Raw genomic sequence first — 20,877 nt, forward strand, 5'->3', positions numbered from 1 at the left:
GCGTCACGTTCATCAAAACGGTTGCAACCATCGGCGAGGGGACTATCAAAGACGGATAGCAGCTGGGAGGATCGGCGCGGGCCTCACCTCCGCCATCTGATACGCAATGCAAGGCCGGAGCGCTTGCGGGAGATGGTGGGATGGGCTGAACCCGCTTCTCGACTTCGAAGAAAAGTATGGCCGGTCGGGGGGATGGTAATGACGGACAGCCAGACGAAGAAACACCGCTTGCGTTCGCAGGATTGGTTCGACAATCCCGATCATATCGACATGGCGGCGCTCTATCTCGAACGTTTCATGAATTACGGCATCACGCCGGAGGAGTTACGCTCCGGCAGGCCGATCATCGGGATTGCCCAGAGCGGCAGCGATCTTACACCCTGCAATCGGGTGCATATCGAACTCGCCAAGCGCGTGCGCGACGGCATTCGCGATGCCGGCGGCATTCCGATCGAATTTCCCACACATCCGATCTTCGAAAACTGCAAGCGCCCGACGGCTGCGCTCGACCGCAATCTCGCCTATCTCGGCCTCGTCGAAATCCTTTACGGCTATCCCCTCGACGGCGTCGTGCTGACCACCGGCTGCGACAAGACCACGCCTTCAGCGATCATGGCGGCCTCGACGGTCGATATTCCGGCTATCGTGCTCTCCGGCGGGCCGATGCTCGACGGTTGGCATGAGGGGGAGCTGGCGGGCTCCGGCACGGTGATCTGGCGGATGCGGCGGAAATATGCGGCAGGCGAGATCGATCGCGAGGAGTTTCTGCAGGCAGCGCTCGATTCGGCCCCATCCGTCGGCCATTGCAATACGATGGGCACCGCTTCGACGATGAATGCGCTGGCCGAGGCGCTCGGCCTGTCGCTGACCGGGTGCGGTGCCATTCCGGCCGCTTACCGAGAGCGCGGCCAGATGGCCTACCGCACCGGGCGGCGGGCCGTCGAGATCGTGTTCGAGGATCTGAAGCCGTCTGATATCCTGACGCGGGCGGCTTTTCTCAATGCGATCCGCACCAATTCGGCGATCGGCGGCTCGACCAATGCACAGCCGCATCTGGCTGCGATGGCCAAGCATGCCGGCGTCGAACTCTATCCCGATGACTGGCAGGTGCATGGGTTCGATATCCCGCTGCTGGCCAATGTCCAACCGGCCGGCGCCTATCTCGGCGAGCGTTATCACCGCGCCGGCGGGACGCCGGCAATCATGTGGGAGCTGCTGCAGGCCGGAAAACTCGATGGCGACTGTCGCACCGTGACAGGCAGGACGATGGCCGAGAACCTGAAGGGGAGGGAGGCCGGCGACCGCGAGGTCATCCGGCCGTTCGACGACCCGCTGAAGGAGCGCGCCGGTTTCCTCGTTCTCAAGGGCAATCTCTTCGACTTCGCCATCATGAAGATGAGCGTGGTTTCAGAGGATTTCCGCCGGCGCTATCTCCAGGAGCCGGGGCGTGAAGGCGTCTTTGAGGGCAAGGCGGTCGTCTTCGACGGGTCGGAAGATTATCATCGTCGCATCAACGATCCCGCCCTCGGCATCGACGAGAATACCATCCTGGTGATCCGCGGTGCCGGGCCGCTCGGCTGGCCGGGGTCGGCCGAGGTTGTGAATATGCAGCCGCCGGATCATCTTCTGAAGCGCGGCATCCGCAGCCTGCCGACGATCGGCGACGGCCGTCAATCGGGCACGGCGGACAGCCCCTCGATCCTCAACGCTTCGCCGGAGAGCGCTGCCGGCGGCGGCCTCGCCTGGCTTCGCAGCGGCGACACGATCCGTATCGACTTCAACCACGGGCGCTGCGACATGCTGGTGGATGGCGTCGAGATCGAACGGCGCAAAGGCGAGGGCATTCCGCCGGTGCCGGCGGATGCAACGCCGTGGCAGCAAATCTACCGCCGTTCCGTCACACAACTGGCGGACGGTGCCGTTCTGGAAGGGGCAGCGGAGTTCCGCCAAATCGCGAAAAAACCACCAAGACATAATCACTGATCCTTTAGTTGCGGCAGATCGCAAGTCCGTTGATCCAAAAGGGGAAAGCCGTAACGAAGATTTCACCTCGTCATTTGTTCGGTCCATAAGACAAGGCTTCCTTAATGGCGGCCGAAGACCATATCGCAAATATGCAAGCTTCGAAGGCTGAGGCCGTGTTGCCAGAAAATAAAGCCACACGATCCGAACAAGAGTTTCAGGATCTTCTGCGCCGGCTCGAACTCGCTCTCGACGCATCCAATCGGTGTCTGGGAGCACAGCATCGCAAAGGACGGGATCTTATGGGACGCACAGATGCACCGGCTCTACGAGACCGGCGAGACATGTCGGCAAGTGCCGGTATGGTTCTGGTCGAATGCGATCCATCCCGACGATCGCGAGCGGGCCGAACGTGATTTCAACCAGGCCATCGCTGCGCGCGGCGCTATGACTCGCAATTCCGGATCGTGCTGCCGAGCGGCGAAATCTGGCATCTTCGCTCGCGGGCGCATTTTTATGTGGATGCGGAGGGCGCGCCCTCCTTCATCGGCGCCGAGTGGGATGTGACGGCCGACGTGCAGCTCAACGCTGAGCTTGCGCGGCAAAAGACGATGGCAGAGGCGAGGGCGCTGATAGCGGTTAATGTCGGTGGGATTGCTTGCTCGTCACCGGCAGGACGATGATTGGGCTGCAAGTAATTTTCTTGAGCTTGCAACGGCATTGTTTCATGGTAATGCGGAAACAAAGCTTACTGCATTGCATTGAAAATGATTATACGCGTCGTGAAGACCATCAGCGCGGCTTCTCCATCATTCGCAGCCGCGATCCGGGGGAGCGTGACCTGACAATTGCTTTGCCGTTGGCGGGATGGACTTGCAGGACATTCAATCTGGGAAGGTCGCATGAATTCGGAATTTGCCGTTCGTTCGATGCGGCCCGGCGAATTGGAGCTCGTGCTCGAATGGGCGCGTCAGGAGGGATGGAATCCCGGCCTCGACGATTCGCTGGCATTCCTCGAAGCTGATCCGACGGGTTTTTTCGTCGGCGCCATCGGCGAAGTCCCTGTCGGCTCGATCTCGGTCGTCAAATATGGCGACAGCTTTGCCTTTCTCGGCCTCTACATCGTCCACCCCGATTTCCGCGGCAAGGGTTACGGCAAGGCGATCTGGCAAACGGGGATCGCCACGGCGGAGGGCCGCACGATCGGTCTCGACGGCGTCGCCGCCCAGCAGCAGAACTACCGCAGGGCCGGCTTTGAACCGGCGTATCTCACCATTCGCTATGGCGGCATCGCCAGCACGCCGCCGGCATCGACGCTCGTTGCGCATCCGGTGCTGGATTCGCGCCTGGAAGGGCTGCTGCGTTATGATTCGACGATCTTTCCGCAGCCGCGGGAAGCCTTTCTTGCCGCCTGGTGCACCGGCCGCAAGGGACGGCGTACCGCCGTCGTACGGAAGAGCCACAAAATCCGTGGTTATGGCACGATCCGCCGCTGCTACGAGGGCTACAAGATCGGCCCGCTCTTTGCCAATGATGCCGATAGCGCCGCAGCACTGCTTGCCGAACTGGTCCCGGAGGCGAAAGGGGCTACAGTCTTCATCGATATTCCCGCCGAGAACCGCGAGGCGATCAAGCTTGCCGAAGGCATGGGCCTTCAGCCGGTGTTCCAGACCATCCGCATGTATCGCGGGCCAGCGCCAGCCACGCCATTGAAGCACGTCTTCGGCGTGACGACGCTGGAGCTTGGCTAATCCACCGGTGAGGCGGGGACGGTTGGAGCCGAAGCTTTCGGACGACCTCTTTCGGCGATGGCGATGCCGCCGAGCGTCAGGGCCAGCGCGACCATATGGAAGGACTGCAGCGTCTCGCCAACCAGGGCGACGGATAGCAGGGTTCCGAATACCGGCACGAGATTGATGAACAGACCGGCCCGGTTGGCGCCGATTGCCTCGACTCCCTTGATGTAAAGAATCTGCGCCAGCAGCGAGGGGAAGATCGCCGTGTAGAGAGTGATGCCCCAGCCCGCCTGATCGGGCCATTGCGCCGCATCCCGGCCTGCCTCCCACAGGAGCAGCGGCAGCGATGTCAGCATGGCGGCAAAGGCCGGGAAGGCCATCAGCGTTCGCCAGTCGACCCGCGGTTTCCAGCGTAGGAAGATTGTGTAGAGCGAATAGGCGACGATGGCGATCAGCATCAGGCCGTCGCCCCGGTTGAGCTGCAACTGCAGCAGCGAGGCGAGATCGCCATGCGCCGCTGTCAGCGCCACGCCCACCAGCGTCATTCCGAAGCCGAGGCATTGCGCCAGCGAAATGCCGGTGCGGAAGAAGACGAAATTCAGCAGGAAGATCAGCATGGGAATGCCGGCCTGCTCGATGGCGACATTGATCGCCGTCGTATACTGTACCGCCGAGTAAAGCATGGCATTGAAGAGGGTGTAGCCGATGGCGCCGTAGCACAGCAGCAGCGGCAGATTTTTCCTGGCGACCGGCCAGTCCTTCTTGAGTTGCGGCACCGAGATCAGGGTGATCAGCGCGACGGCAAGGAACCAGCGCAGGAAGGTCAGCATCATCGGGCTGACATGGCCGACCGCGAGCTTGCCGGCGACGGAATTGCCGCCCCAACAGAGGGTGGCAATGACGAGGCAAATATAGGCCGTGGCTTGCAAGAGCGTTTCTTCCTCGTCTTTTGATGATCAACAAGCGGCGTTTTCCCAGGGGAAATAGCCTGCCGACTGCTGATTTGTCACGTAAAAAGCCCAATCGCCTGTGACAACAGGGTCGCTTTCCCAAAAACAAAGCTTTATAGATGCGCGGGTTTGAGCAGGTGCGCGGTTCCGCGCCGGTAACAGGAAGAGTTAGATGACGAACGTAGTCGTGGTCGGTTCGCAATGGGGTGACGAAGGCAAAGGCAAGATTGTCGACTGGCTTTCGGAACGCGCGGATATCGTCGTGCGCTATCAGGGCGGACACAATGCCGGCCATACGCTCGTCATCGACGGCACCAGCTACAAGCTTTCGCTGCTGCCGTCCGGCGTCGTGCGTCCGGGCAAGATGGCGGTTATCGGCAACGGCGTCGTCGTCGACCCGCATGCGCTGATCGCCGAGATTGGTCGACTGGAGGCCCAGGGTGTGAGCGTGACGCCTGACAATCTGCGCATCGCCGACAACGCGACGCTCATCCTGTCGCTGCACCGCGAACTCGACGCGATGCGCGAAGATGCGGCCTCCAACAGCGGCACTAAGATCGGAACGACGCGCCGCGGCATTGGCCCGGCCTATGAAGACAAGGTCGGCCGCCGCGCCATCCGCGTCATGGATCTTGCCGATCTCGACAGCCTTTCCGGCAAGGTCGACCGTATCCTCACGCATCACAACGCACTTCGTCGCGGCCTCGGCGTTGCCGAAGTCAGCCACGAGGCGATCATGGAGGAGCTCACCTCCATCGCCGACCGTGTGCTGCCGTTCCGCGATACCGTCTGGCTTTTTCTCGACAAGGAGCGCCGCAAGGGTGCCCGCATCCTCTTCGAAGGCGCGCAGGGCAGCCTGCTCGACATCGATCACGGCACCTATCCTTTTGTGACCTCCTCGAACACGGTGGCCGGCCAGGCCGCGGCCGGTTCCGGCATGGGGCCGGGCTCGCTCGGCTATATTCTCGGCATCACGAAGGCCTATACGACACGTGTCGGCGAGGGCCCGTTCCCGACCGAGCTCACCGACGAAATCGGCCAATTCCTCGGCGAAAAGGGGCATGAGTTCGGTACCGTGACCGGGCGCAAGCGCCGCTGCGGCTGGTTCGACGCTGCGCTGGTGCGCCAGTCGGTCGCCACCAACGGCATCACCGGCATCGCGCTCACCAAGCTCGACGTGCTCGACGGCCTCGAGGAACTGAAGATCTGCGTCGGCTATATGCTCGACGGCGAACAGATTGATCATCTTCCCGCAAGCCAGGGAGCGCAAGCTAGAGTCGAACCGATCTATATCACGCTGGAGGGCTGGAAGGAATCGACCGTCGGCGCCCGCAGTTGGGCAGATCTTCCGGCACAGGCGATCAAATATGTTCGCCAGGTCGAAGAGCTGATCGGGGCGCCTGTCGCGCTCCTGTCCACCAGCCCGGAGCGGGACGACACGATACTTGTGACCGATCCGTTTGAGGATTAAGGTCACCGGTCACTGCGGAGGATAGGTTCGGGAGAGTACCGGACTTCTTGAGAAAGTACTGATGGCGGATTTTATTGCAGTTATTCGGCGGGCCGTCGACGGCCTGGCCGAAAATACCCCCGAGATGCGGGTAAAGGTCTACGAACGTGCTCGCGGCGCAGTGCAGCGGCAGCTCGAGAACATGAAGCCGCGTCCGCCGGAAGCCATGCTGCAACGCCAGCTCGAAAAGCTGGAGGCCGCCATCCGCGAAGTGGAGGGTGAACACTCCGAGGCGCTGTCACTCGATGAGGCGGCTGACGCCGTCGCTGTGCCAGAGCCCGTTGAGGAATACGCGGCTCACGGCGAAAGCGAACCGGCGCCTGTGTCAGAGCCGACCGTCGACGAGCCGGCCGAGGAAGCCGATGCAGAGCCGTCGGCGGCAGAGACCGGCGAGCAAACAGAGCCCGCAGAAGCCGGTGCACACGAGCAAGCTCCGGAAGAAGGGGTGGTCGAGGAGCTGCAGCCCGCGGAAGCCGAGCCTGCGGAACCTCAGCCTGCAGAGCCCGAGTTCGTCGAAAGACCTGTTTCCACTGAGACGGATGTGCCCGCTCAGTCATACTGGCATCCCTCCCATGAGGAGGAGGCGCCGGCCGAGGAATGGCATGCCGGCAAAGCGCGTGAGGTCGCTGGCGAAGAGGTGGCTTCTGACCATGACAGCTTCGAACCGCCGCCTGCCGGGCATGGCTACGAGCAAGCCGACGACGATCGTGCCGATGAACAGCATCCCGCGGAAGCCGAAGAGGTCGCGGCCGAACCGGCAACTGTTGAAAGCCATGAGCCGAAGGCCGAGGCGGCTTACGAGCCCATCGAATCGTTTCAGCCGGTCACACGCGGCCTAGAGCATGCATCCAATCGGCTGGTCGAGCCGGTTGCCGATTTCGATCGTGCCCAGGAATTCGTCGAACATAGCCGCGAGGAGCCGCTGCAGGCGGATGCGGCGGCGCATTTCGACCCCGTCTGGACCGAACCCGCTGCCGAAACACTGGCTCCGGCGCCGAAGGATGCTGAGACCGAATGGGCGGAAGAGGAGCTCCGGCAATATTCGGAAACCGCTCCGGCCGCCGCCGACACTTCGGCGCGCGCCTTCGAAGAGGTGATATCGAGCCTCGAGAAGATAGCACCCGCGGCCGTCATGCCGGCTGCCAAGGAAAGTTTTTCCTGGGAAACGGCCGCCTTCGACGATCTGCCGCCGATCGAGGCCGGCAGCAACAAGAAGACACCGGTTTCCTCGCATTTCGACGATGTCGATATCTTTGCTGAAGTGCATGACGGCAAGGCCGCGCCCGCTGCCGGCGCGCCGAACGAGGGATGGCGCGAAGCCAAGGCACTGCGTGGCTATGACCGGCCCGGCTCGGTCGCCGCCGACGATGACGACGCCAATCCGGCGATGGATATCGATCAGATCGTCGCCGCCAAACTGCAGGGCAAGAATTTCCGCATGGAGCCGAAGCGGCGCCGCTTCGGCATCGGCACCGTGATCACCCTGATCTTCGCGCTTATCCTGATCGGCGGCGTCTATGCCGGCTGGACGAACAGAGAGGCGCTGGTGGCGATGGTCGATGGGCTTGTCAGCTCGGCACCATCGCAGTCCACCAGGAACGAGGCGGCAACGACGCCGGCGGAACCCGAGACGCCTGCTCAGACGAGCACGCCGACGCCAGCCGAGCCAGCTACCCCGGAAGCGCAGAATACGCCGCCGGCACCGGCCGAGCCGAACCAGCAAGTGGCGTCATTGAACAGTGACGGTGCGGCGACCAATTCCAAATTCACCCAGCGACTGCTTTCCGATGGAAGCGAAGTCGACAGCGGCCCGGCGGCTGTGCCGGGAACGCCGACCGCCGAGGGGAAATCGGTGGCCGAGCAGAATGTCGCGGCTGCGGATACGCCGGCTGCTAGCGCCCAAGGTGGTACGGCCCGGCCGGAAACGCTGACGCCGAACGGTCCTGCGGTATCACCGCAGCAGGCCGCCCCGGTTGGGTCGTCGGAAAAGATGTTCCTCTACGAGGAGCGTATCGGCCAGAGCTCACCGACGGCGATCGAGGGAACGGTCGTCTGGAGTGTACAGCACGAGGCCGGCCAGGGTGGCCGGCAGGAGGCGACAGTCCAGGGCAATATAACCGTGCCCGAGCGCAATCTCTCGGCGCTCGTCACCTTCAAGCGCAACTCCGATCCGTCGCTGCCGGCAAGCCATCTTGTCGAGATCGTCTTCTCCGTGCCGCCCAATTTTGAAGGCGGCAGTATCGACAGCGTCCAGCGCATCTCGATGAAGCGCACGGAACAGGATCGCGGCGACGCGCTGATTGCGGTTCCCGCCAAGATCACTGACGATTTCCACATGATCGCGCTCAACGATTACCCCGATGCGCGCAAGGCCAATCTCGACCTGATGTCGACCCGCAACTGGATCGATATCCCGATCACCTACCGCAACGGCCGCCGCGCGCTGCTGACGGTGGACAAGGGCGGCACGGGAGCGGATGCCTTCAATACCGCCATCAAGGAATGGACCGCGCTCGGGGATGTCTCGACGAGCCAGTGAGGTGGTCAAGGGCAAGGGAGTTCCTTGCCCTTCGCTTGCGCTCAGCGCATTCACGGCTCTGCCGCTCACGTCCCTCATCCGCCTGCCGGCATCCGACCGAGGTCGAGCCACGGGTCTCGACCCGTCCTTCGGACCCCCGTAAACGGGGCGAAGGGGATAGCCGCCATCTCCCCGTTCCTCGCTGACCTCTCGCAGGGCATGTCCCCTCTACCCGTTTTTACGGGGACAGAGTTAGGGTGAGGGGCCAATTACTATCCAGCCGGTCGCACAACCCAAACGAAAACGCCACCTCCCGCACCGGGGAGGTAGCGTTGCCAATTCCAGACTTCAGCCTTTTCAGGCTGTGGCTTCGACGACGCGGACGGCTTTGGCGCGTTCCAGAGCTTCCTTCCGGACAGCGTCCTGCACCTTCTCGAAGGCGCGAACCTCGATCTGGCGGACCCGTTCGCGGCTGATGTCGAATTCGGCTGACAGGTCTTCCAGCGTCACCGGCTCCTCGGCAAGGCGGCGGGCCTCGAAGATGCGGCGCTCGCGTTCGTTCAGCACGCTCATCGCTTTGCTCAGCATACGTCGGCGGGTTTCGAGCTCGTCCTGCTCGATCAGCACGTCTTCCTGGCTGTCGTGATCGTCTACAAGCCAGTCCTGCCATTGGCCGCTGTCGCCTTCGGCCGCCTTGATCGGCGCGTTCAGCGAGGCGTCACCGGAGAGACGGCGGTTCATCGAAATGACCTCCTCCTCCGAGACGTTCAGCTTGGTGGCGATTTCCGATACGTGCTCCGGCTTCAAGTCGCCGTCGTCGATCGCCTGAATGCGGCCCTTCAGCCGGCGCAGGTTGAAGAACAGGCGCTTCTGGTTTGCGGTCGTGCCCATCTTCACCAGCGACCACGACCGCAGGATATATTCCTGTATCGAGGCCTTGATCCACCACATGGCATAGGTCGCGAGGCGGAAGCCGCGCTCCGGATCGAATTTCTTGACCGCCTGCATCAGGCCGACATTGCCTTCGGAGACGACCTCGCCGATTGGCAGCCCGTAGCCGCGATAGCCCATAGCGATCTTCGCAACGAGGCGCAGATGGCTGGTGACGAGCTTGTGGGCGGCGTCGCGGTCGCCGTGCTCGGCATAACGCTTGGCCAGCATATATTCCTGCTGCGGTTCGAGCATCGGGAATTTGCGGATCTCGTCGAGATAACGATTGAGGCCGGCTTCGCCGGCGGTAATGGACGGCAAGGTATTTCGGGCCATAGTGCACCCTCCTAAAGTGAATTCCGGTTCCCGATGAAAACGCGTCCCCGCGTCGAAAAGGCAAACCGGGACGTGCGGCTTTCTACCCAAGCCCGCACTAAGTCTATATACAGATAAGTATGGCGAAACGGCGGTTCAAGGCGCCGCTCACGCACGTGTGAGACGGGGGAGGCGGAATTCCGCAGTCCCTTCTAACTCCGCAATGCCTCGACAAGTTCCGCCATATCCTCGGGCAGCGGTACCTCGAAATGCAGGAGTTCGCCGGTGCGCGGATGCTCGAATTGCAGCATGAAGGCATGCAGCGCCTGGCGGTCGAACCCGTTTACCACCTTGCGGATCTCTTCGGGCAGCAGATTGGCCTTGGTCCTGAAGCCGGCTCCGTAGATCGTGTCGCCGAGCAGCGGGTGGCCGATATGAGCCATGTGCACACGGATCTGATGGGTGCGGCCGGTTTCGAGGCGGCACTCGACCAGCGAGGCGAGCGCCGTCGCGTCCGGGGTTTCATGAAAGCGCTCGATCACCTCGTAATGGGTGATCGCCTCGTCGGCGTCATGGCTGTCGGGGCGCTTGACGGCGCGCCGGGTGCGATCGCCGGTGGCGCGGCCGAGCGGCGCGTCGACCGTGCCTGTCAGTGACCGGGGCCGCCCCCAGACGATTGCCTGATAGGCCCTCTCGAGCGGCATGGTGCGGCCATGATCGGCAAACTGGAGCGAGAGATGGCGATGGGCAATGTCATTCTTGGCGACGACCATGACGCCTGTCGTGTCCTTGTCGAGACGGTGGACGATGCCGGGGCGCCGCACGCCGCCGATACCGGAGAGCGTATCGCCGCAATGATGGATCAGCGCGTTGACCAGCGTTCCCGTCCAGTTACCGGGGCCGGGGTGGACGACCAGGCCGGCCGGTTTCGATATGACGACGACGTCATCGTCCTCATAGAGGATATCGAGCGGAATATCCTCGCCCCGGGGCGTCGGGTCTTCCGGCTCGGGCAGCGTGATCTCGAAACTGTCGCCGACGCGCACCTTGCGCTGCGGATCGGTGACGGGTTGGCCGCGCATCGAAACCTGGCCGTCCTTGATCAGCGCCTTGATGCGGCTGCGGGAAAAATCCTCGCCGACCTGCGCCGTCAGCCAGGCGTCGAGCCGGCCTTCCGCGGTTTCATCGGCGGTCAGGACTTTTCTAATGCCAACTGCTTGTTTAAAGGGGTCGCTCAAGACGCTTCTTCTCCGACGTATTTTTAGAACGGGACGCACAGATGACTGCAATCGAGCCAGACGACCAGGAAGAGAAGCCCCTTGATCCGGCGATGGAAAGTGTCCGGCGCAAGATGGTCCGCCTGCAGATCGTTTCCGGCGCCATCATGTTCGTCAGCCTTATGGCGGTCTTCGGTGCAGTTGTCTACAAGACGATGCGCGAGCCGAAGGACACGGCTGCCGCTACCGCCGCCTCTGGTGTGCCCTCGGAGGCGCCGCTCGCGGCGACCGTTTCCCTGCCGCTGGGTTTCAAGGTGCAGTCGACCTCGTTTTCGGCGGGGCAGATCCTGTTTTACGGCGAGACGGTCGAAGGCCGGAACAAGGCGCTGGTGTTCGACCTTAGGACCGGTCGTACCGTCGCCGACGTCATCATTACGGGCAATTGAGGCCGGCATGGCCGCTCCCCCGATCGACATCGCGAATGCCGACGATCCGCGCGTCGCGGAATTCCGCGACATCCGCGAGCGCGATCTGACCGGACGGGAAAACCGCTTCATCGCCGAGGGTACCGTCGTGCTTAGAATGCTCGCCGAGGCGCATGCGCAAGGCCGCGGTTTTCGCGCGGAAAAGATCCTGCTGCTGCGCAATCGCGTCGAGGGCATCCTGCCGATCCTGGACCGGTTTCCCGCCGACGTGCCGGTCTATGTCGCCGAGGCCGACGCGCTTGCCGGCATTGTCGGTTTCCACCTGCATCGCGGCGTTCTCGCGCTTGGCCGGCGGGAGGAGCGTGACGAGGCAGCGCTTCTGGACGCCCTGCCGGAACGGGCGCTGGTCCTCGTCGGCTGCGGCATTTCCAATCACGACAATGCCGGCTCGATGTTCCGCAACGCCGCCGCCTTCCGGGCAGATGCCGTGCTGCTCGACGAAACCTCCTGTGATCCTCTTTATCGCAAAGCGCTGCGTGTTTCGGTCGGGTCGGTGCTGAGCGTTCCACACCGGCGGGGCGGCAAGGCACTGGACCTGCTCCTTGCACTCGCCGAACGGGGTTTTGCCATCTGGACGCTTTCACCGCGTGGGAAAACGGACATTCGCGCCATTCCGGCTGCGGCACGCATGGCGCTCGTCGTCGGCACGGAGGGCGAGGGCTTGCCGGCGGCGCTGCTGGCCCGCTTTCAGAGCGCGCGCATCCCGCAATCGGACGAGCTCGATAGCCTCAATGCGGCGACGGCAACGGGGATCGCGTTGTTTTCCATGGCCTCGGCCATGGGACGCATCTGACCCCTAAAGTACGTCGCGATCTTCTCGCATGTCGTTATCGCAAAACCGCTGCACACTTTTGCGCGACATGCTTTAACGCACCGGATTGGCGATGATGGCGGCCGCCCTGTCGGCAAGGCTGACGCGGTCGTTCGGGTTCTTGGTCCCGGCATCCGCCAGCAGCGTGCGGATCGGCGAGGAAGGGCCTTCGTTGAGTGCGGTCAGCGCTACCATGTTGGCGGCGATCGAGGCGATCTCCTCGCGGATCGCGCCATCACGTCCAGCGACGGACTTTGCCTTCTGCAGGCGCTCGGCAAGGGCGGCGCTGCGCTTGCGGACATCCTCGCCCATCTCAGCCGTCACCGCGGCTGTATCGAACATGGACGCGGCTGTGTCTTCGGCTGTCAGTTCCGCCGGCAGGTCCGCCGCCAATTTGGCCAGGCCGGCGTCGCGCAGCACCCGGTTGATCCTGCGGATCTCGGCATTGGCGGCTTTCAACTGCTCCTTCAGCTTGACGATTTCCTGCTGACGGCGGGCGAGCAGGGTTTCTTTCTCGGCGGCTGATGCGCTCTCACGCGAGGCCCTGTCTTCCAGGCGGATCACCATATGCTGCTGCTGCGTCAGTTTCTGCTCGGCATCCTTGGCTCGCTTCTGCAGCAGGGTGACGTCCTGGCGCAGCGTGTCGCGTTCGTCGCGCAGCGCGTTGGCGCGAGATTTCAGGCTTTCCGCCTCTGTTTCACGCGCGGCCAGATCAATCCTCAGCCCGTCGGTTTGTTCGCTGAGCTTGCTCAGCCGCGTCCGCATCGCCGCCAGTTCGCTCTCCTTGTTGGCAGCGGATTGCTCGGCGATATGCAGATTGGTCTTCAACTGGCTGATATAGTTCTCGTCCTTGCGCAGGTGCGAGCGCTGCTCGGCCGCCTCGACATGCATCTCGCCGATCTGGGCCTGCAACTCACTGACATCGGCGGCAAGCCTGCCGGCATCGACGGCGAGAGCATCGTGCCGCAGCTGAAGCGAGAGGGACTTTTCGCGTTCACGCAGAAGTTCCTGGGTGGTGCGGGCGTTTTCGGCGGCATAAAGGGCGCGCACCATATCTTTCTGGGCGCGGACCTCTTGCGGGCTCAACGGCATCGTCGCCTTCAGCCGATTTTCGGTATACCAGACGATGCGGCGGTGTACGGCCGGCGAAATCAGAAAGACGAGGAAGGCCGCAGTCAGGAAGCCCAGTCCGAACAAGAGAGCGTATTCGATCACGGCGGGGCCATCGATTCGACGTTGATACTAGAACAGGATTTCAGCCCAGTCGGCCTAAGGTCTGGATCCCGTTCTCCGTTGGCCGGAACTTCACATCCGAAAACCGATTACGCTTTCGGCGTCCTATTCCGGGTCATCCGTGATGATTAAGCACGCATGGCGCATCGGGGCAAGGCCGCCGATGCGGGTGGCGGCAGTTTCCAGCGGTCCTGCGGCCTCAGAAGGGGTTCCAGGTCGGCGCCTGGGTGATCTTGAGGTAGCCGACATTGACGCCGAGTCGGGCGCCGACGCCGGTGCGGATCGGCACGACCAGCACGTCGTTGTTCTTCAGCACCGTCATGCCGAAGCCCGCAATCACATAGGCCGAGCCGCTGACGCCGCCGAAGCGGGCATAGATGCCATCGATGGAGGGCAGATCGTAGACGAGCATCATGACGCGCGAGCCCTGTCCGCCGTAATCGATGCCGAGGGAGGGACCTTGCCAGTAGAGCGGATGCTCGCCGGCATTCTTGGTGTTCAGCTGGCCTTCGCCATAGGTGAGGCCGGCGATGAAGGCGCCGCCGCCTTCCTGTCCGAGAATATAACCGTTCGGCAGGCCGTATTTCTGGAAGGCGCTTTCCACCACCTTGGCAAGACCGCCGCTGGCGGAGCCGAAGAAGGAGTGGCCGGTATCGATGATTTCCTGCATCGTATACTGACCGTTGTTGTTCTGAGCGGCAGCCGGCCCGGCAACCATCATCGAGGAGAAGACGAGGGCCGAGAGCAACCTGCAGAAGCCGATGAATCGGTGCGGAAATCGAGGGCGCATGGTGTCATCCGTTCGTCGTTGGTCGGGAGCGGACAACCGCTCGCGTCAATTGCTGCATTTTGCGCCGATGATCTTAACAATCGGTTTACCAAATATGGTGTCATTATGGCACCGAATACGATCGCAAACTTCGCGCAATTTAGATGACGCATATTACCGGGCGCGATGAGATTGCCGCCCCTCAGGAGACGATGATGTCCAAGAACCCGAACCTTACCCTGTCCGGCCCGGATCTGGCCGCGCTCCTCTGCAGTCGCGTTTGCCACGACGTCATCTCGCCCGTCGGCGCGATCAACAACGGTCTGGAACTTCTCGATGAGGGCGGCGCCGATTCCGATGCGATGGACCTGATCCGCACCAGTGCGCTCAATGCTTCCGTCCGGCTGAAATTCGCGCGTCTGGCCTTCGGCGCGTCCGGTTCCGTTGGCGCCTCGATCGACACCGGCGAGGCCGAGCGGGCCGCCAAGGATTTTGCGCTGGCGGAGAAGAAAACCGAGGTGATCTGGAACGGGCCGCGCGCCATCGTTGCCAAGAACCGGGTCAAGCTGCTGCTTAATCTCTTCCTCGTCGCCTATTCCTCCATTCCACGCGGCGGCGTGCTCGAAGTGACGCTCGAAAATCCCGAATTCGACGCCAAGTTCACGCTCACGGCCAAGGGCAAGATGATGCGCTTGCCGCCGAAATTCGTTGAAATATCGACCGGCACGATCGAGGAGGCAATCGATGCCCATTCGATACAGCCCTATTACGCCGTGCTATTGGCTGAAGAGTGCGGAATGACGCTCGATCATAGCGCCAGCGCCGAAGAATTGGTGTTTACGGCGGTGGTCGCTGCTGCTTGATATCGGAGCTCGGACGGGTCCGGGTGCCCGTCCGGTAACGATTCCTTAGCCTGATGGACCTATCCTCCAGGGTTGTAAGAGGCCTCTTGTTGCGACGAATGCGGGGGCAAAGGAGCAGTCATGCAAAGGTTCATGATCACCGATAATTCGGACATCGTCCGCAAGGTCGGCAAGCGCATTCTCTCCGAACTCGACTTTCTCGTCAGCGAGGCTTCCAATGCCAGCGAGGCGCTGCAGCGCTGCCAGGCGGAATTGCCGGAATATCTGATCGTCGATTCCGGCATGGATGGCGCCCTCGACCTCATTGCCGCCATCCGCGCCATGGACGGGGGCAAGGACGTCAAAATCTATTATTGCGTCATCGAAGCGGATCTGAAGAAACTGATGGCGGGCAAACGGGCCGGCGCCACCGATTTCCTGCTGAAACCCTTCGATCGCAAGATCCTGACCGCCGTTTTTGGAAACCGCGCGATCGCTGCCTGACGGCAGGCGCATTCCGCCGACATCATCCATTCCCAGAGCGTTCCGCCAAAAGAGGGCGGACGCCCGGTTGGTGCAGTGGCTCTCCTTCTCCTTTCCTTACCGAGATGAAGGACTTCAGGTCGACCAGGGCCTCAGGCCATCTCACTCATTGCCAGCCAAAGACGAAAAATCCCGCCGGAGGGGCGGGATTTCGTCATCCGATAAGGGGGATCGGAAGATTGGAAGCTCAGGCGGTTTCCGCATATTCGGTGCCATCCGGCTCGCGAAGAACGTAACCACGGCCCCAGACGGTCTCGATATAGTTGGCGCCGCCGGCGGCGTTCGCGAGTTTCTTGCGCAACTTGCAGATGAAGACGTCGATGATCTTCAGTTCCGGCTCGTCCATGCCGCCGTAAAGGTGGTTGAGGAACATTTCCTTGGTGAGCGTGGTGCCCTTGCGGAGCGAAAGCAGCTCCAGCATCTGGTATTCCTTGCCCGTCAGATGGACGCGCTGGCCGCCGACTTCCACGGTCTTGGCATCGAGATTGACGATCAGTTCGCCGGTCATGATCACTGACTGGGCATGGCCCTTGGAGCGGCGGACGATGGCGTGGATGCGGGCGACGAGCTCGTCCTTGTGGAACGGCTTGGTCATGTAGTCGTCGGCGCCGAAGCCGAGGCCGCGAACCTTGTCTTCGATACCGGCCATGCCCGACAGAATGAGGATCGGTGTCTTGACCTTTGACAGCCGGAGAGTGCGGAGCACTTCATATCCGGACATGTCGGGCAGGTTCAGATCGAGAAGGATGATATCGTAATCATACAGCTTGCCCAGATCGACGCCTTCTTCACCGAGATCGGTGGTATAAACATTAAAACTCTCTGATTTCAGCATCAATTCGATGCTCTGCGCCGTAGCGCTGTCGTCCTCGATGAGAAGTACCCGCATAATTATCCCCTTTACCGCCGCCGAAAGGTGGTCTGGCCCCCTACACGCTACCGAACAAGCTACGTGATTTGGAAGCTGCCACGAAATGGTTAACAAATTCTGATTCACTCTGGCAAGGAGTATCGAATTTATTAAATAATTTTTCCATTTCTCTGTTTTCCAATAGGAATCTCAAAAAGGCTTTCCTCAATTTTAACATTAGGAAACAGCGCTAAGTGATTCATCCGACTCGCCAATGAAAAGGGTCGAACTTCATGCCGCGGCATTTACCGACCCTTAAATCATCGGGCCTATCATTAACGATGCCCGTAAACGAAAGGTTACCAGCGGTAGGTTTTTGTTAATATCGCAGGAAATTTTTTAGCAAACCGTGTCAAAGCGGCGCGCAGGGCGGTTTCAAGTTGAGCCGGGGTCTCGCATCACGGGAGTAATGCGTATGAAGTCGCGAGAAAGTCTCGTTCGCCTGAAAGAGTTTCAGGTGAACGAAAAACGACGTCAATTGCAGCAATTGCAGATGATGATGTCCGAATTCGAACGGATGACGAAGGATCTGGAGAGCCAGATCGTCGTCGAGGAAAAGAAGTCCGGTATATCCGACCCGAATCACTTTGCTTATCCGACCTTCGCCAAGGCTGCGCGTCAGCGGGCCGACAACCTGCAGGTTTCAGTCAAGGAACTGAAGATGCAGGAAGAGGCGCTGGAATTGGCGCTTGAGGAGATGCAGGCGGAATATGCAAGGGCGTCGGCGCTGGAAGAACGTGACAGCGGCGCTCGAGCACGGGCGTAAGTGAAAACGAAGGGCGCCGGCTTCGGCGCCCCGGGGATCGCCACAGAGAAGCCATGTATGATGGGCGCGCTGGTCCGTCATACATGGCTTTTGGTGTTTGCCGTTTTCCGTCTCCATATCGCCCGCTTGGCGCACCGGGACGAAAAGAATCCAAATCGCTTTTCGAAGGCACACGCGGAAGTGTTGCAGCACTCTTTGCGCGCCTGAAAAGACGCGCGGCGCTTTGGAAATCGCAGCCGGGCGGCTAAGCCACGGGAATCAGTTCACGACGTCGTGCCACTCCGGGTGGCGCTGCGCCTGCGCCTTGAAAAAGGGGCAGAGCGGAATGATCTTCCAGCCGCCGGTGCGAGCGGCCTCCACCGCATGCATCGCCAGTGCCTGACCGACGCCCTTGCCGCGCAGGGCATCGGGAACGGCGGTGTGATCGATGATGACGAGTGTCGGCGAGGTGCGCGAATAGGTCATCTCCGCCCCATGCCCTTCCACCTCGGTCGCATAACGGCCGCCGGAAGGGCCTTCCTCGTTTCGAATGTCCATTGTCTTTCCTCGCAGAGGGATGGGGATATTGTCGCCGGCGACGGTGACATGGCGCCGAGATCATGCCAAGCCCGCGAGGCAATTCCTCGAGGAGACAGAGTGTTCATGAAAAGGATCGGATCGGTGCAAGGTTCGCGCGAATGAGGGCGTTTTCGATGATCCGCCCGGTACTGCTCGTGGCGGCGCCGTTCCTCCTGGCGCTCGGCCTCATCTTGCCGCTGGTCCGATTCGAGACTTTGTATTTCTTCGATCAGACCCCGTCGCTGGTCGAAATCGTCTCCTCGCTCTGGCAGGGCGGGGATGGGCTGCTGGCGGCGATCGTCGCACTGGTGTCGATCGTGCTTCCGATTCTGAAGATGGTTGGGATCGCTGCGGAGGCGACAGGTGCCGGCGGCGGGGCCGGCAGTCTATTTTATCGTCGCGTCGTGCCGCATCTGTCCAAGTGGTCTATGATGGACGTGCTGCTGGTCGCGATCGTCATTGCGGCGGCGAAGGCGACGGGGTTGGCGAATGCATTCACTCAGCCTGGCCTGTGGTGCTACGCGGCCTCGTCAATGATTTCGGGCCTTCTGCACTCCCTAACGGGAGATGCGTCCGGCCCGAAATAAATCGTCGATTCTGGCGTGCGATCAGTGGCGATACTGCTGAATGCGCGTGGTGCGCAGGCCGGCGAGGCCATGGCTGTTGATCGACGACTGCCAGGACAGGAACTCTTCGACCGTGAGCGTGTAACGCTCGCAGGCCTCTTCCAAGCTCAACAGGCCACCGCGAACAGCCGCGACAACCTCTGCCTTCCGGCGGATCACCCAGCGCCGCGTATTGGGCGGCGGAAGGTCCGCGATGGTCAGGGGGCTGCCATCGGGGCCGATGACATATTTTACTCGGGGACGTATCATTTCGGTCATTGGACTCTCTACACAACGCAAGACCACGAGCGCCACTCTAGCCTGCCACATTTAAAAATTGCCTAAGCCCAACGTAAGACTTTGATAACAAATTTAGACGCCCGGAGTGGCCGATGAATGGGCGTCTGCTCGCAAGACTTCGTCGCCGATCCCCCCGTATCGGCCCCATTCGTACGATTTGATGCCTCCTGTCCTTGCTTACGCAGCCAATCGGTCTTCGTCGACACTCCGGCGTGCGCTTCTCGTCGCCGGTATTGAAAACGTTGATCAGCAATCGGCAGCCAAGCCTCGTCAGCGTTACCAGGCCTCCGACCTCTTTTATTGCTGCAGACCGGTGACGGCGATGGAACGGACGATCTCGGCGATCTTCTGTGTGGAAGGGGCGTTTGCGAGGAGGGCGGTCAATCAGGAAATCGACGCGCTCTTCGAGGATGCGGTGAGAAATACCGTCGCCTTCGCATTGCATGGCGCTGACCTGAAACAATACATTTTCGCCTTGTTAGGCAGTGGCCCCATGCCGGCAGGGAAGTAGGCAACGGGGATGCCTGAACTTATCCAAAGTGCGGCAGCGCCTCAGAGAAGCGGCGCTGGGTCGGCTGACGGCAAGAGCCGTAACGAGAGGCGATTCTCGATCTCTCGTTGCATATGATCGCGGGGTATCTGAGGAATGCGATGGCAGGCGTGATTCGCTCAACCGCATACGGGCAGTCGCCCGAGCTTCCGGTACCGGCTGCTCCGAGCAGCCGGCCCGTTCTTACAAAAAGCTTAGAAGCCTTTTCCGCCGGCCAGTTCCGATGCGACGGTTCCGACGATGATGCGCATATCCATCCAGATCGAGAAATTCTCGACGTAATAGAGATCGCTGGCAATGCGGGCGCGCGCCTTGGCCGGACGATCGGTCGGGCCACGCAGGCCGCGCATCTGGGCGAGACCGGTCATGCCCGGACGCATCGCATGGCGCTGGTGGTATTCCGGCACAAGCTCTTCATAGAGCATGCCGCCAGCGCGCATGCCGATCGCGTGGCAGCGCGGACCGACAACCGACATGTCGCCCAACAGCACGTTCAACAGCTGCGGCAACTCGTCGATATTCGTGCGGCGCAGAATGGCGCCGATACGGGTGACGCGCGGGTCGTTCTTCACCGTCTGAGCAACGCCCGAGACATCGCAGAGATCGGTGCGCATGGAGCGGAACTTGTAGACTTTGATGGCCTTGCAGTTCCTACCCCAACGAGTCTGCTTGAACAGCACCGGTCCGGGGCTGTCCAGCTTGATCAAGAGGGCGACGAGAAGAAGTAAGGGCGCGAGGACGAGGAGGGCGCTCAACGACGAAACAATGTCGAACGCCCGCTTCAGGGCGAGATCCACCCACGGCGCCTGCGGCGCATCGCTGTGGATTACAGGGGTCTGGATCTTCAGGCTCGGCTGCTGGCGGCGGCTCGGCCGGAAGGACTCTGTCGAAATGGTGTTGTTTAGTTCCGTGATGCTCAAGGATCGTACTCTGTTGTCTTCGAGGGGCGCGGCGGCAATAGGCGATCAATGGTTTACCCTGTCACCAGGGCTGCACTCAGGTGTTGGTAACCCTACTAAAACGGAAAAATGCGACAATTGTGTAATGGTGTCCAGAGAAATATCGCATCGCAACAAATCTTTCGCACTTGCGTTAAGTTGAGGCAAACTCATGATATTTCGTTAAGAATTGGAATTTCGTCAAGGTTTTTAGGCTCTTGGCGGGGGCTTCCGGGGTGCTTAGGACGTGCCTTTACGGCACGTACCGCATTGCCCGCAAGCGCCATTTCTTAACAGAAACCGGGGCGAAATTTTTTCGCGAGAACGGTCGGCTTGTTATCTAACAGTGCCAAAATGTGACAAAACCAAGGCGGGATCGACGAGCTTTTGCAGGCAGAAGGTGTGGGGGCACGGGGCTAACGCGCAGAA

Annotated in this window: 20 protein-coding genes and 1 pseudogene; 12 read left to right on the forward strand and 9 right to left on the reverse strand. The window is 61.3% G+C overall.

Annotation, left to right across the window (positions count from 1 at the left end; all coding sequences use genetic code 11):
• The first annotated feature begins 198 nt into the window (after positions 1–198).
• From A7X77_RS21050 to A7X77_RS21055, 3 genes and pseudogenes are all read left to right on the forward strand, one after another.
• A complete protein-coding gene (locus A7X77_RS21050; protein WP_064684790.1) occupies positions 199–1,983 on the forward strand; it encodes an IlvD/Edd family dehydratase in 1,785 nt (594 codons plus the stop codon).
• Positions 1,984–2,114: 131 nt separating this feature from the next.
• A pseudogene (locus tag A7X77_RS34050) lies at positions 2,115–2,594 on the forward strand (PAS domain-containing protein); the annotation flags it as partial.
• Positions 2,595–2,864: 270 nt separating this feature from the next.
• A complete protein-coding gene (locus A7X77_RS21055) occupies positions 2,865–3,713 on the forward strand; it encodes a GNAT family N-acetyltransferase (RefSeq protein ID WP_064684791.1) in 849 nt (282 codons plus the stop codon).
• Here A7X77_RS21055 and A7X77_RS21060 read toward each other — a convergent pair.
• Positions 3,710–4,627, reverse strand: coding sequence for a DMT family transporter (locus tag A7X77_RS21060; protein WP_064684792.1), 918 nt, complete (start codon positions 4,625–4,627; stop codon positions 3,710–3,712). The genes A7X77_RS21055 and A7X77_RS21060 overlap by 4 nt on opposite strands.
• A gap of 193 nt (positions 4,628–4,820) precedes the next feature.
• On the opposite strand from A7X77_RS21060, the gene A7X77_RS21065 reads away from it, so the two are divergent.
• Entirely contained in the window at positions 4,821–6,119 is a 1,299-nt protein-coding gene (locus A7X77_RS21065; RefSeq protein WP_064684793.1) for an adenylosuccinate synthase, read from the forward strand.
• 61 nt (positions 6,120–6,180) lie between these two features.
• Complete coding sequence (locus A7X77_RS21070) at positions 6,181–8,697, forward strand: hypothetical protein (protein WP_064684794.1); 2,517 nt, start codon at positions 6,181–6,183, stop codon at positions 8,695–8,697.
• A gap of 336 nt (positions 8,698–9,033) precedes the next feature.
• Here A7X77_RS21070 and rpoH read toward each other — a convergent pair whose 3' ends face one another.
• Entirely contained in the window at positions 9,034–9,942 is a 909-nt protein-coding gene (gene rpoH / locus A7X77_RS21075) for an RNA polymerase sigma factor RpoH (protein ID WP_012484996.1), read from the reverse strand.
• 191 nt (positions 9,943–10,133) lie between these two features.
• Positions 10,134–11,159 carry an RluA family pseudouridine synthase gene (locus tag A7X77_RS21080; protein ID WP_064684795.1) on the reverse strand — a complete coding sequence of 342 codons (1,026 nt, stop codon included), beginning with the start codon at positions 11,157–11,159 and terminating at the stop codon, positions 10,134–10,136.
• A 41-nt stretch (positions 11,160–11,200) separates the two neighbouring features.
• Here A7X77_RS21080 and A7X77_RS21085 point away from each other — a divergent pair, with 41 nt between their 5' ends.
• The gene (locus tag A7X77_RS21085) at positions 11,201–11,584 is read left to right on the forward strand and encodes a hypothetical protein (protein ID WP_064684796.1); all 384 of its coding nucleotides are present in this window, start codon (positions 11,201–11,203) and stop codon (positions 11,582–11,584) included.
• A gap of 7 nt (positions 11,585–11,591) precedes the next feature.
• Positions 11,592–12,416 carry a TrmH family RNA methyltransferase gene (locus tag A7X77_RS21090; protein ID WP_064684797.1) on the forward strand — a complete coding sequence of 275 codons (825 nt, stop codon included), beginning with the start codon at positions 11,592–11,594 and terminating at the stop codon, positions 12,414–12,416.
• A 72-nt stretch (positions 12,417–12,488) separates the two neighbouring features.
• Here A7X77_RS21090 and A7X77_RS21095 read toward each other — a convergent pair whose 3' ends face one another.
• Entirely contained in the window at positions 12,489–13,649 is a 1,161-nt protein-coding gene (locus A7X77_RS21095; RefSeq protein ID WP_064684798.1) for a hypothetical protein, read from the reverse strand.
• 217 nt (positions 13,650–13,866) lie between these two features.
• The gene (locus A7X77_RS21100) at positions 13,867–14,457 is read right to left on the reverse strand and encodes a DUF1134 domain-containing protein (protein WP_064684799.1); all 591 of its coding nucleotides are present in this window, start codon (positions 14,455–14,457) and stop codon (positions 13,867–13,869) included.
• 194 nt (positions 14,458–14,651) lie between these two features.
• On the opposite strand from A7X77_RS21100, the gene chpT reads away from it, so the two are divergent.
• Both chpT and A7X77_RS21110 read left to right on the forward strand, forming a co-directional pair.
• Positions 14,652–15,299: a histidine phosphotransferase ChpT gene (gene chpT, locus A7X77_RS21105; RefSeq protein WP_064684940.1), complete on the forward strand. Its 648-nt coding sequence runs from the start codon at positions 14,652–14,654 to the stop codon at positions 15,297–15,299.
• Between the two features lie 120 nt (positions 15,300–15,419).
• A complete protein-coding gene (locus A7X77_RS21110) occupies positions 15,420–15,782 on the forward strand; it encodes a response regulator (protein ID WP_064684800.1) in 363 nt (120 codons plus the stop codon).
• Positions 15,783–16,008: 226 nt separating this feature from the next.
• Here the strand turns inward: A7X77_RS21110 and ctrA are convergent, their stop codons facing one another.
• Positions 16,009–16,710: a response regulator transcription factor CtrA gene (gene ctrA, locus A7X77_RS21115; protein WP_007533606.1), complete on the reverse strand. Its 702-nt coding sequence runs from the start codon at positions 16,708–16,710 to the stop codon at positions 16,009–16,011.
• A 436-nt stretch (positions 16,711–17,146) separates the two neighbouring features.
• On the opposite strand from ctrA, the gene A7X77_RS21120 reads away from it, so the two are divergent.
• The gene (locus A7X77_RS21120) at positions 17,147–17,497 is read left to right on the forward strand and encodes a hypothetical protein (RefSeq protein ID WP_064684801.1); all 351 of its coding nucleotides are present in this window, start codon (positions 17,147–17,149) and stop codon (positions 17,495–17,497) included.
• Between the two features lie 258 nt (positions 17,498–17,755).
• On the opposite strand, the gene A7X77_RS21130 is transcribed toward A7X77_RS21120, so the two are convergent.
• Positions 17,756–18,034 (reverse strand): GNAT family N-acetyltransferase, encoded by a 279-nt coding sequence (locus A7X77_RS21130; protein ID WP_064684803.1) that lies wholly within the window; start codon positions 18,032–18,034, stop codon positions 17,756–17,758.
• 62 nt (positions 18,035–18,096) lie between these two features.
• On the opposite strand from A7X77_RS21130, the gene A7X77_RS21135 reads away from it, so the two are divergent.
• Positions 18,097–18,642: a paraquat-inducible protein A gene (locus tag A7X77_RS21135; protein WP_197486869.1), complete on the forward strand. Its 546-nt coding sequence runs from the start codon at positions 18,097–18,099 to the stop codon at positions 18,640–18,642.
• 21 nt (positions 18,643–18,663) lie between these two features.
• Here the strand turns inward: A7X77_RS21135 and A7X77_RS21140 are convergent, their stop codons facing one another.
• Positions 18,664–18,939, reverse strand: a complete 276-nt coding sequence (locus A7X77_RS21140; RefSeq protein ID WP_007533628.1) for a DUF1153 domain-containing protein — start codon at positions 18,937–18,939, stop codon at positions 18,664–18,666.
• Positions 18,940–19,282: 343 nt separating this feature from the next.
• Between A7X77_RS21140 and A7X77_RS21145 the strand changes: the two genes are divergently transcribed.
• Entirely contained in the window at positions 19,283–19,471 is a 189-nt protein-coding gene (locus tag A7X77_RS21145) for a hypothetical protein (RefSeq protein ID WP_064684805.1), read from the forward strand.
• Positions 19,472–19,704: 233 nt separating this feature from the next.
• On the opposite strand, the gene A7X77_RS21150 is transcribed toward A7X77_RS21145, so the two are convergent.
• Positions 19,705–20,430, reverse strand: a complete 726-nt coding sequence (locus A7X77_RS21150) for a sugar transferase (protein WP_064684806.1) — start codon at positions 20,428–20,430, stop codon at positions 19,705–19,707.
• Positions 20,431–20,877: the final 447 nt, after the last annotated feature.

Source organism: Rhizobium bangladeshense (assembly GCF_001662075.1).
Classification (GTDB): Bacteria; Pseudomonadota; Alphaproteobacteria; order Rhizobiales; family Rhizobiaceae; genus Rhizobium; species Rhizobium bangladeshense_B.

What these genes read in the sequence shown, in the direction of transcription:
- A7X77_RS21130 (WP_064684803.1), bottom strand. Translation starts at nt 18,034, where the DNA reads ATGGACATTCGAAACGAGGAAGGCCCTTCCGGCGGCCGTTATGCGACC.
- A7X77_RS21050 (WP_064684790.1), top strand. Translation starts at nt 199, where the DNA reads ATGACGGACAGCCAGACGAAGAAACACCGCTTGCGTTCGCAGGATTGG.
- ctrA (WP_007533606.1), bottom strand. Translation starts at nt 16,710, where the DNA reads ATGCGGGTACTTCTCATCGAGGACGACAGCGCTACGGCGCAGAGCATC.
- A7X77_RS21055 (WP_064684791.1), top strand. Translation starts at nt 2,865, where the DNA reads ATGAATTCGGAATTTGCCGTTCGTTCGATGCGGCCCGGCGAATTGGAG.
- A7X77_RS21140 (WP_007533628.1), bottom strand. Translation starts at nt 18,939, where the DNA reads ATGACCGAAATGATACGTCCCCGAGTAAAATATGTCATCGGCCCCGAT.
- A7X77_RS21135 (WP_197486869.1), top strand. Translation starts at nt 18,097, where the DNA reads ATGCCAAGCCCGCGAGGCAATTCCTCGAGGAGACAGAGTGTTCATGAA.
- A7X77_RS21070 (WP_064684794.1), top strand. Translation starts at nt 6,181, where the DNA reads ATGGCGGATTTTATTGCAGTTATTCGGCGGGCCGTCGACGGCCTGGCC.
- A7X77_RS21110 (WP_064684800.1), top strand. Translation starts at nt 15,420, where the DNA reads ATGCAAAGGTTCATGATCACCGATAATTCGGACATCGTCCGCAAGGTC.
- A7X77_RS21100 (WP_064684799.1), bottom strand. Translation starts at nt 14,457, where the DNA reads ATGCGCCCTCGATTTCCGCACCGATTCATCGGCTTCTGCAGGTTGCTC.
- rpoH (WP_012484996.1), bottom strand. Translation starts at nt 9,942, where the DNA reads ATGGCCCGAAATACCTTGCCGTCCATTACCGCCGGCGAAGCCGGCCTC.
- A7X77_RS21120 (WP_064684801.1), top strand. Translation starts at nt 17,147, where the DNA reads ATGAAGTCGCGAGAAAGTCTCGTTCGCCTGAAAGAGTTTCAGGTGAAC.
- A7X77_RS21065 (WP_064684793.1), top strand. Translation starts at nt 4,821, where the DNA reads ATGACGAACGTAGTCGTGGTCGGTTCGCAATGGGGTGACGAAGGCAAA.
- A7X77_RS21085 (WP_064684796.1), top strand. Translation starts at nt 11,201, where the DNA reads ATGACTGCAATCGAGCCAGACGACCAGGAAGAGAAGCCCCTTGATCCG.
- A7X77_RS21090 (WP_064684797.1), top strand. Translation starts at nt 11,592, where the DNA reads ATGGCCGCTCCCCCGATCGACATCGCGAATGCCGACGATCCGCGCGTC.
- A7X77_RS21145 (WP_064684805.1), top strand. Translation starts at nt 19,283, where the DNA reads ATGGAACGGACGATCTCGGCGATCTTCTGTGTGGAAGGGGCGTTTGCG.
- chpT (WP_064684940.1), top strand. Translation starts at nt 14,652, where the DNA reads ATGTCCAAGAACCCGAACCTTACCCTGTCCGGCCCGGATCTGGCCGCG.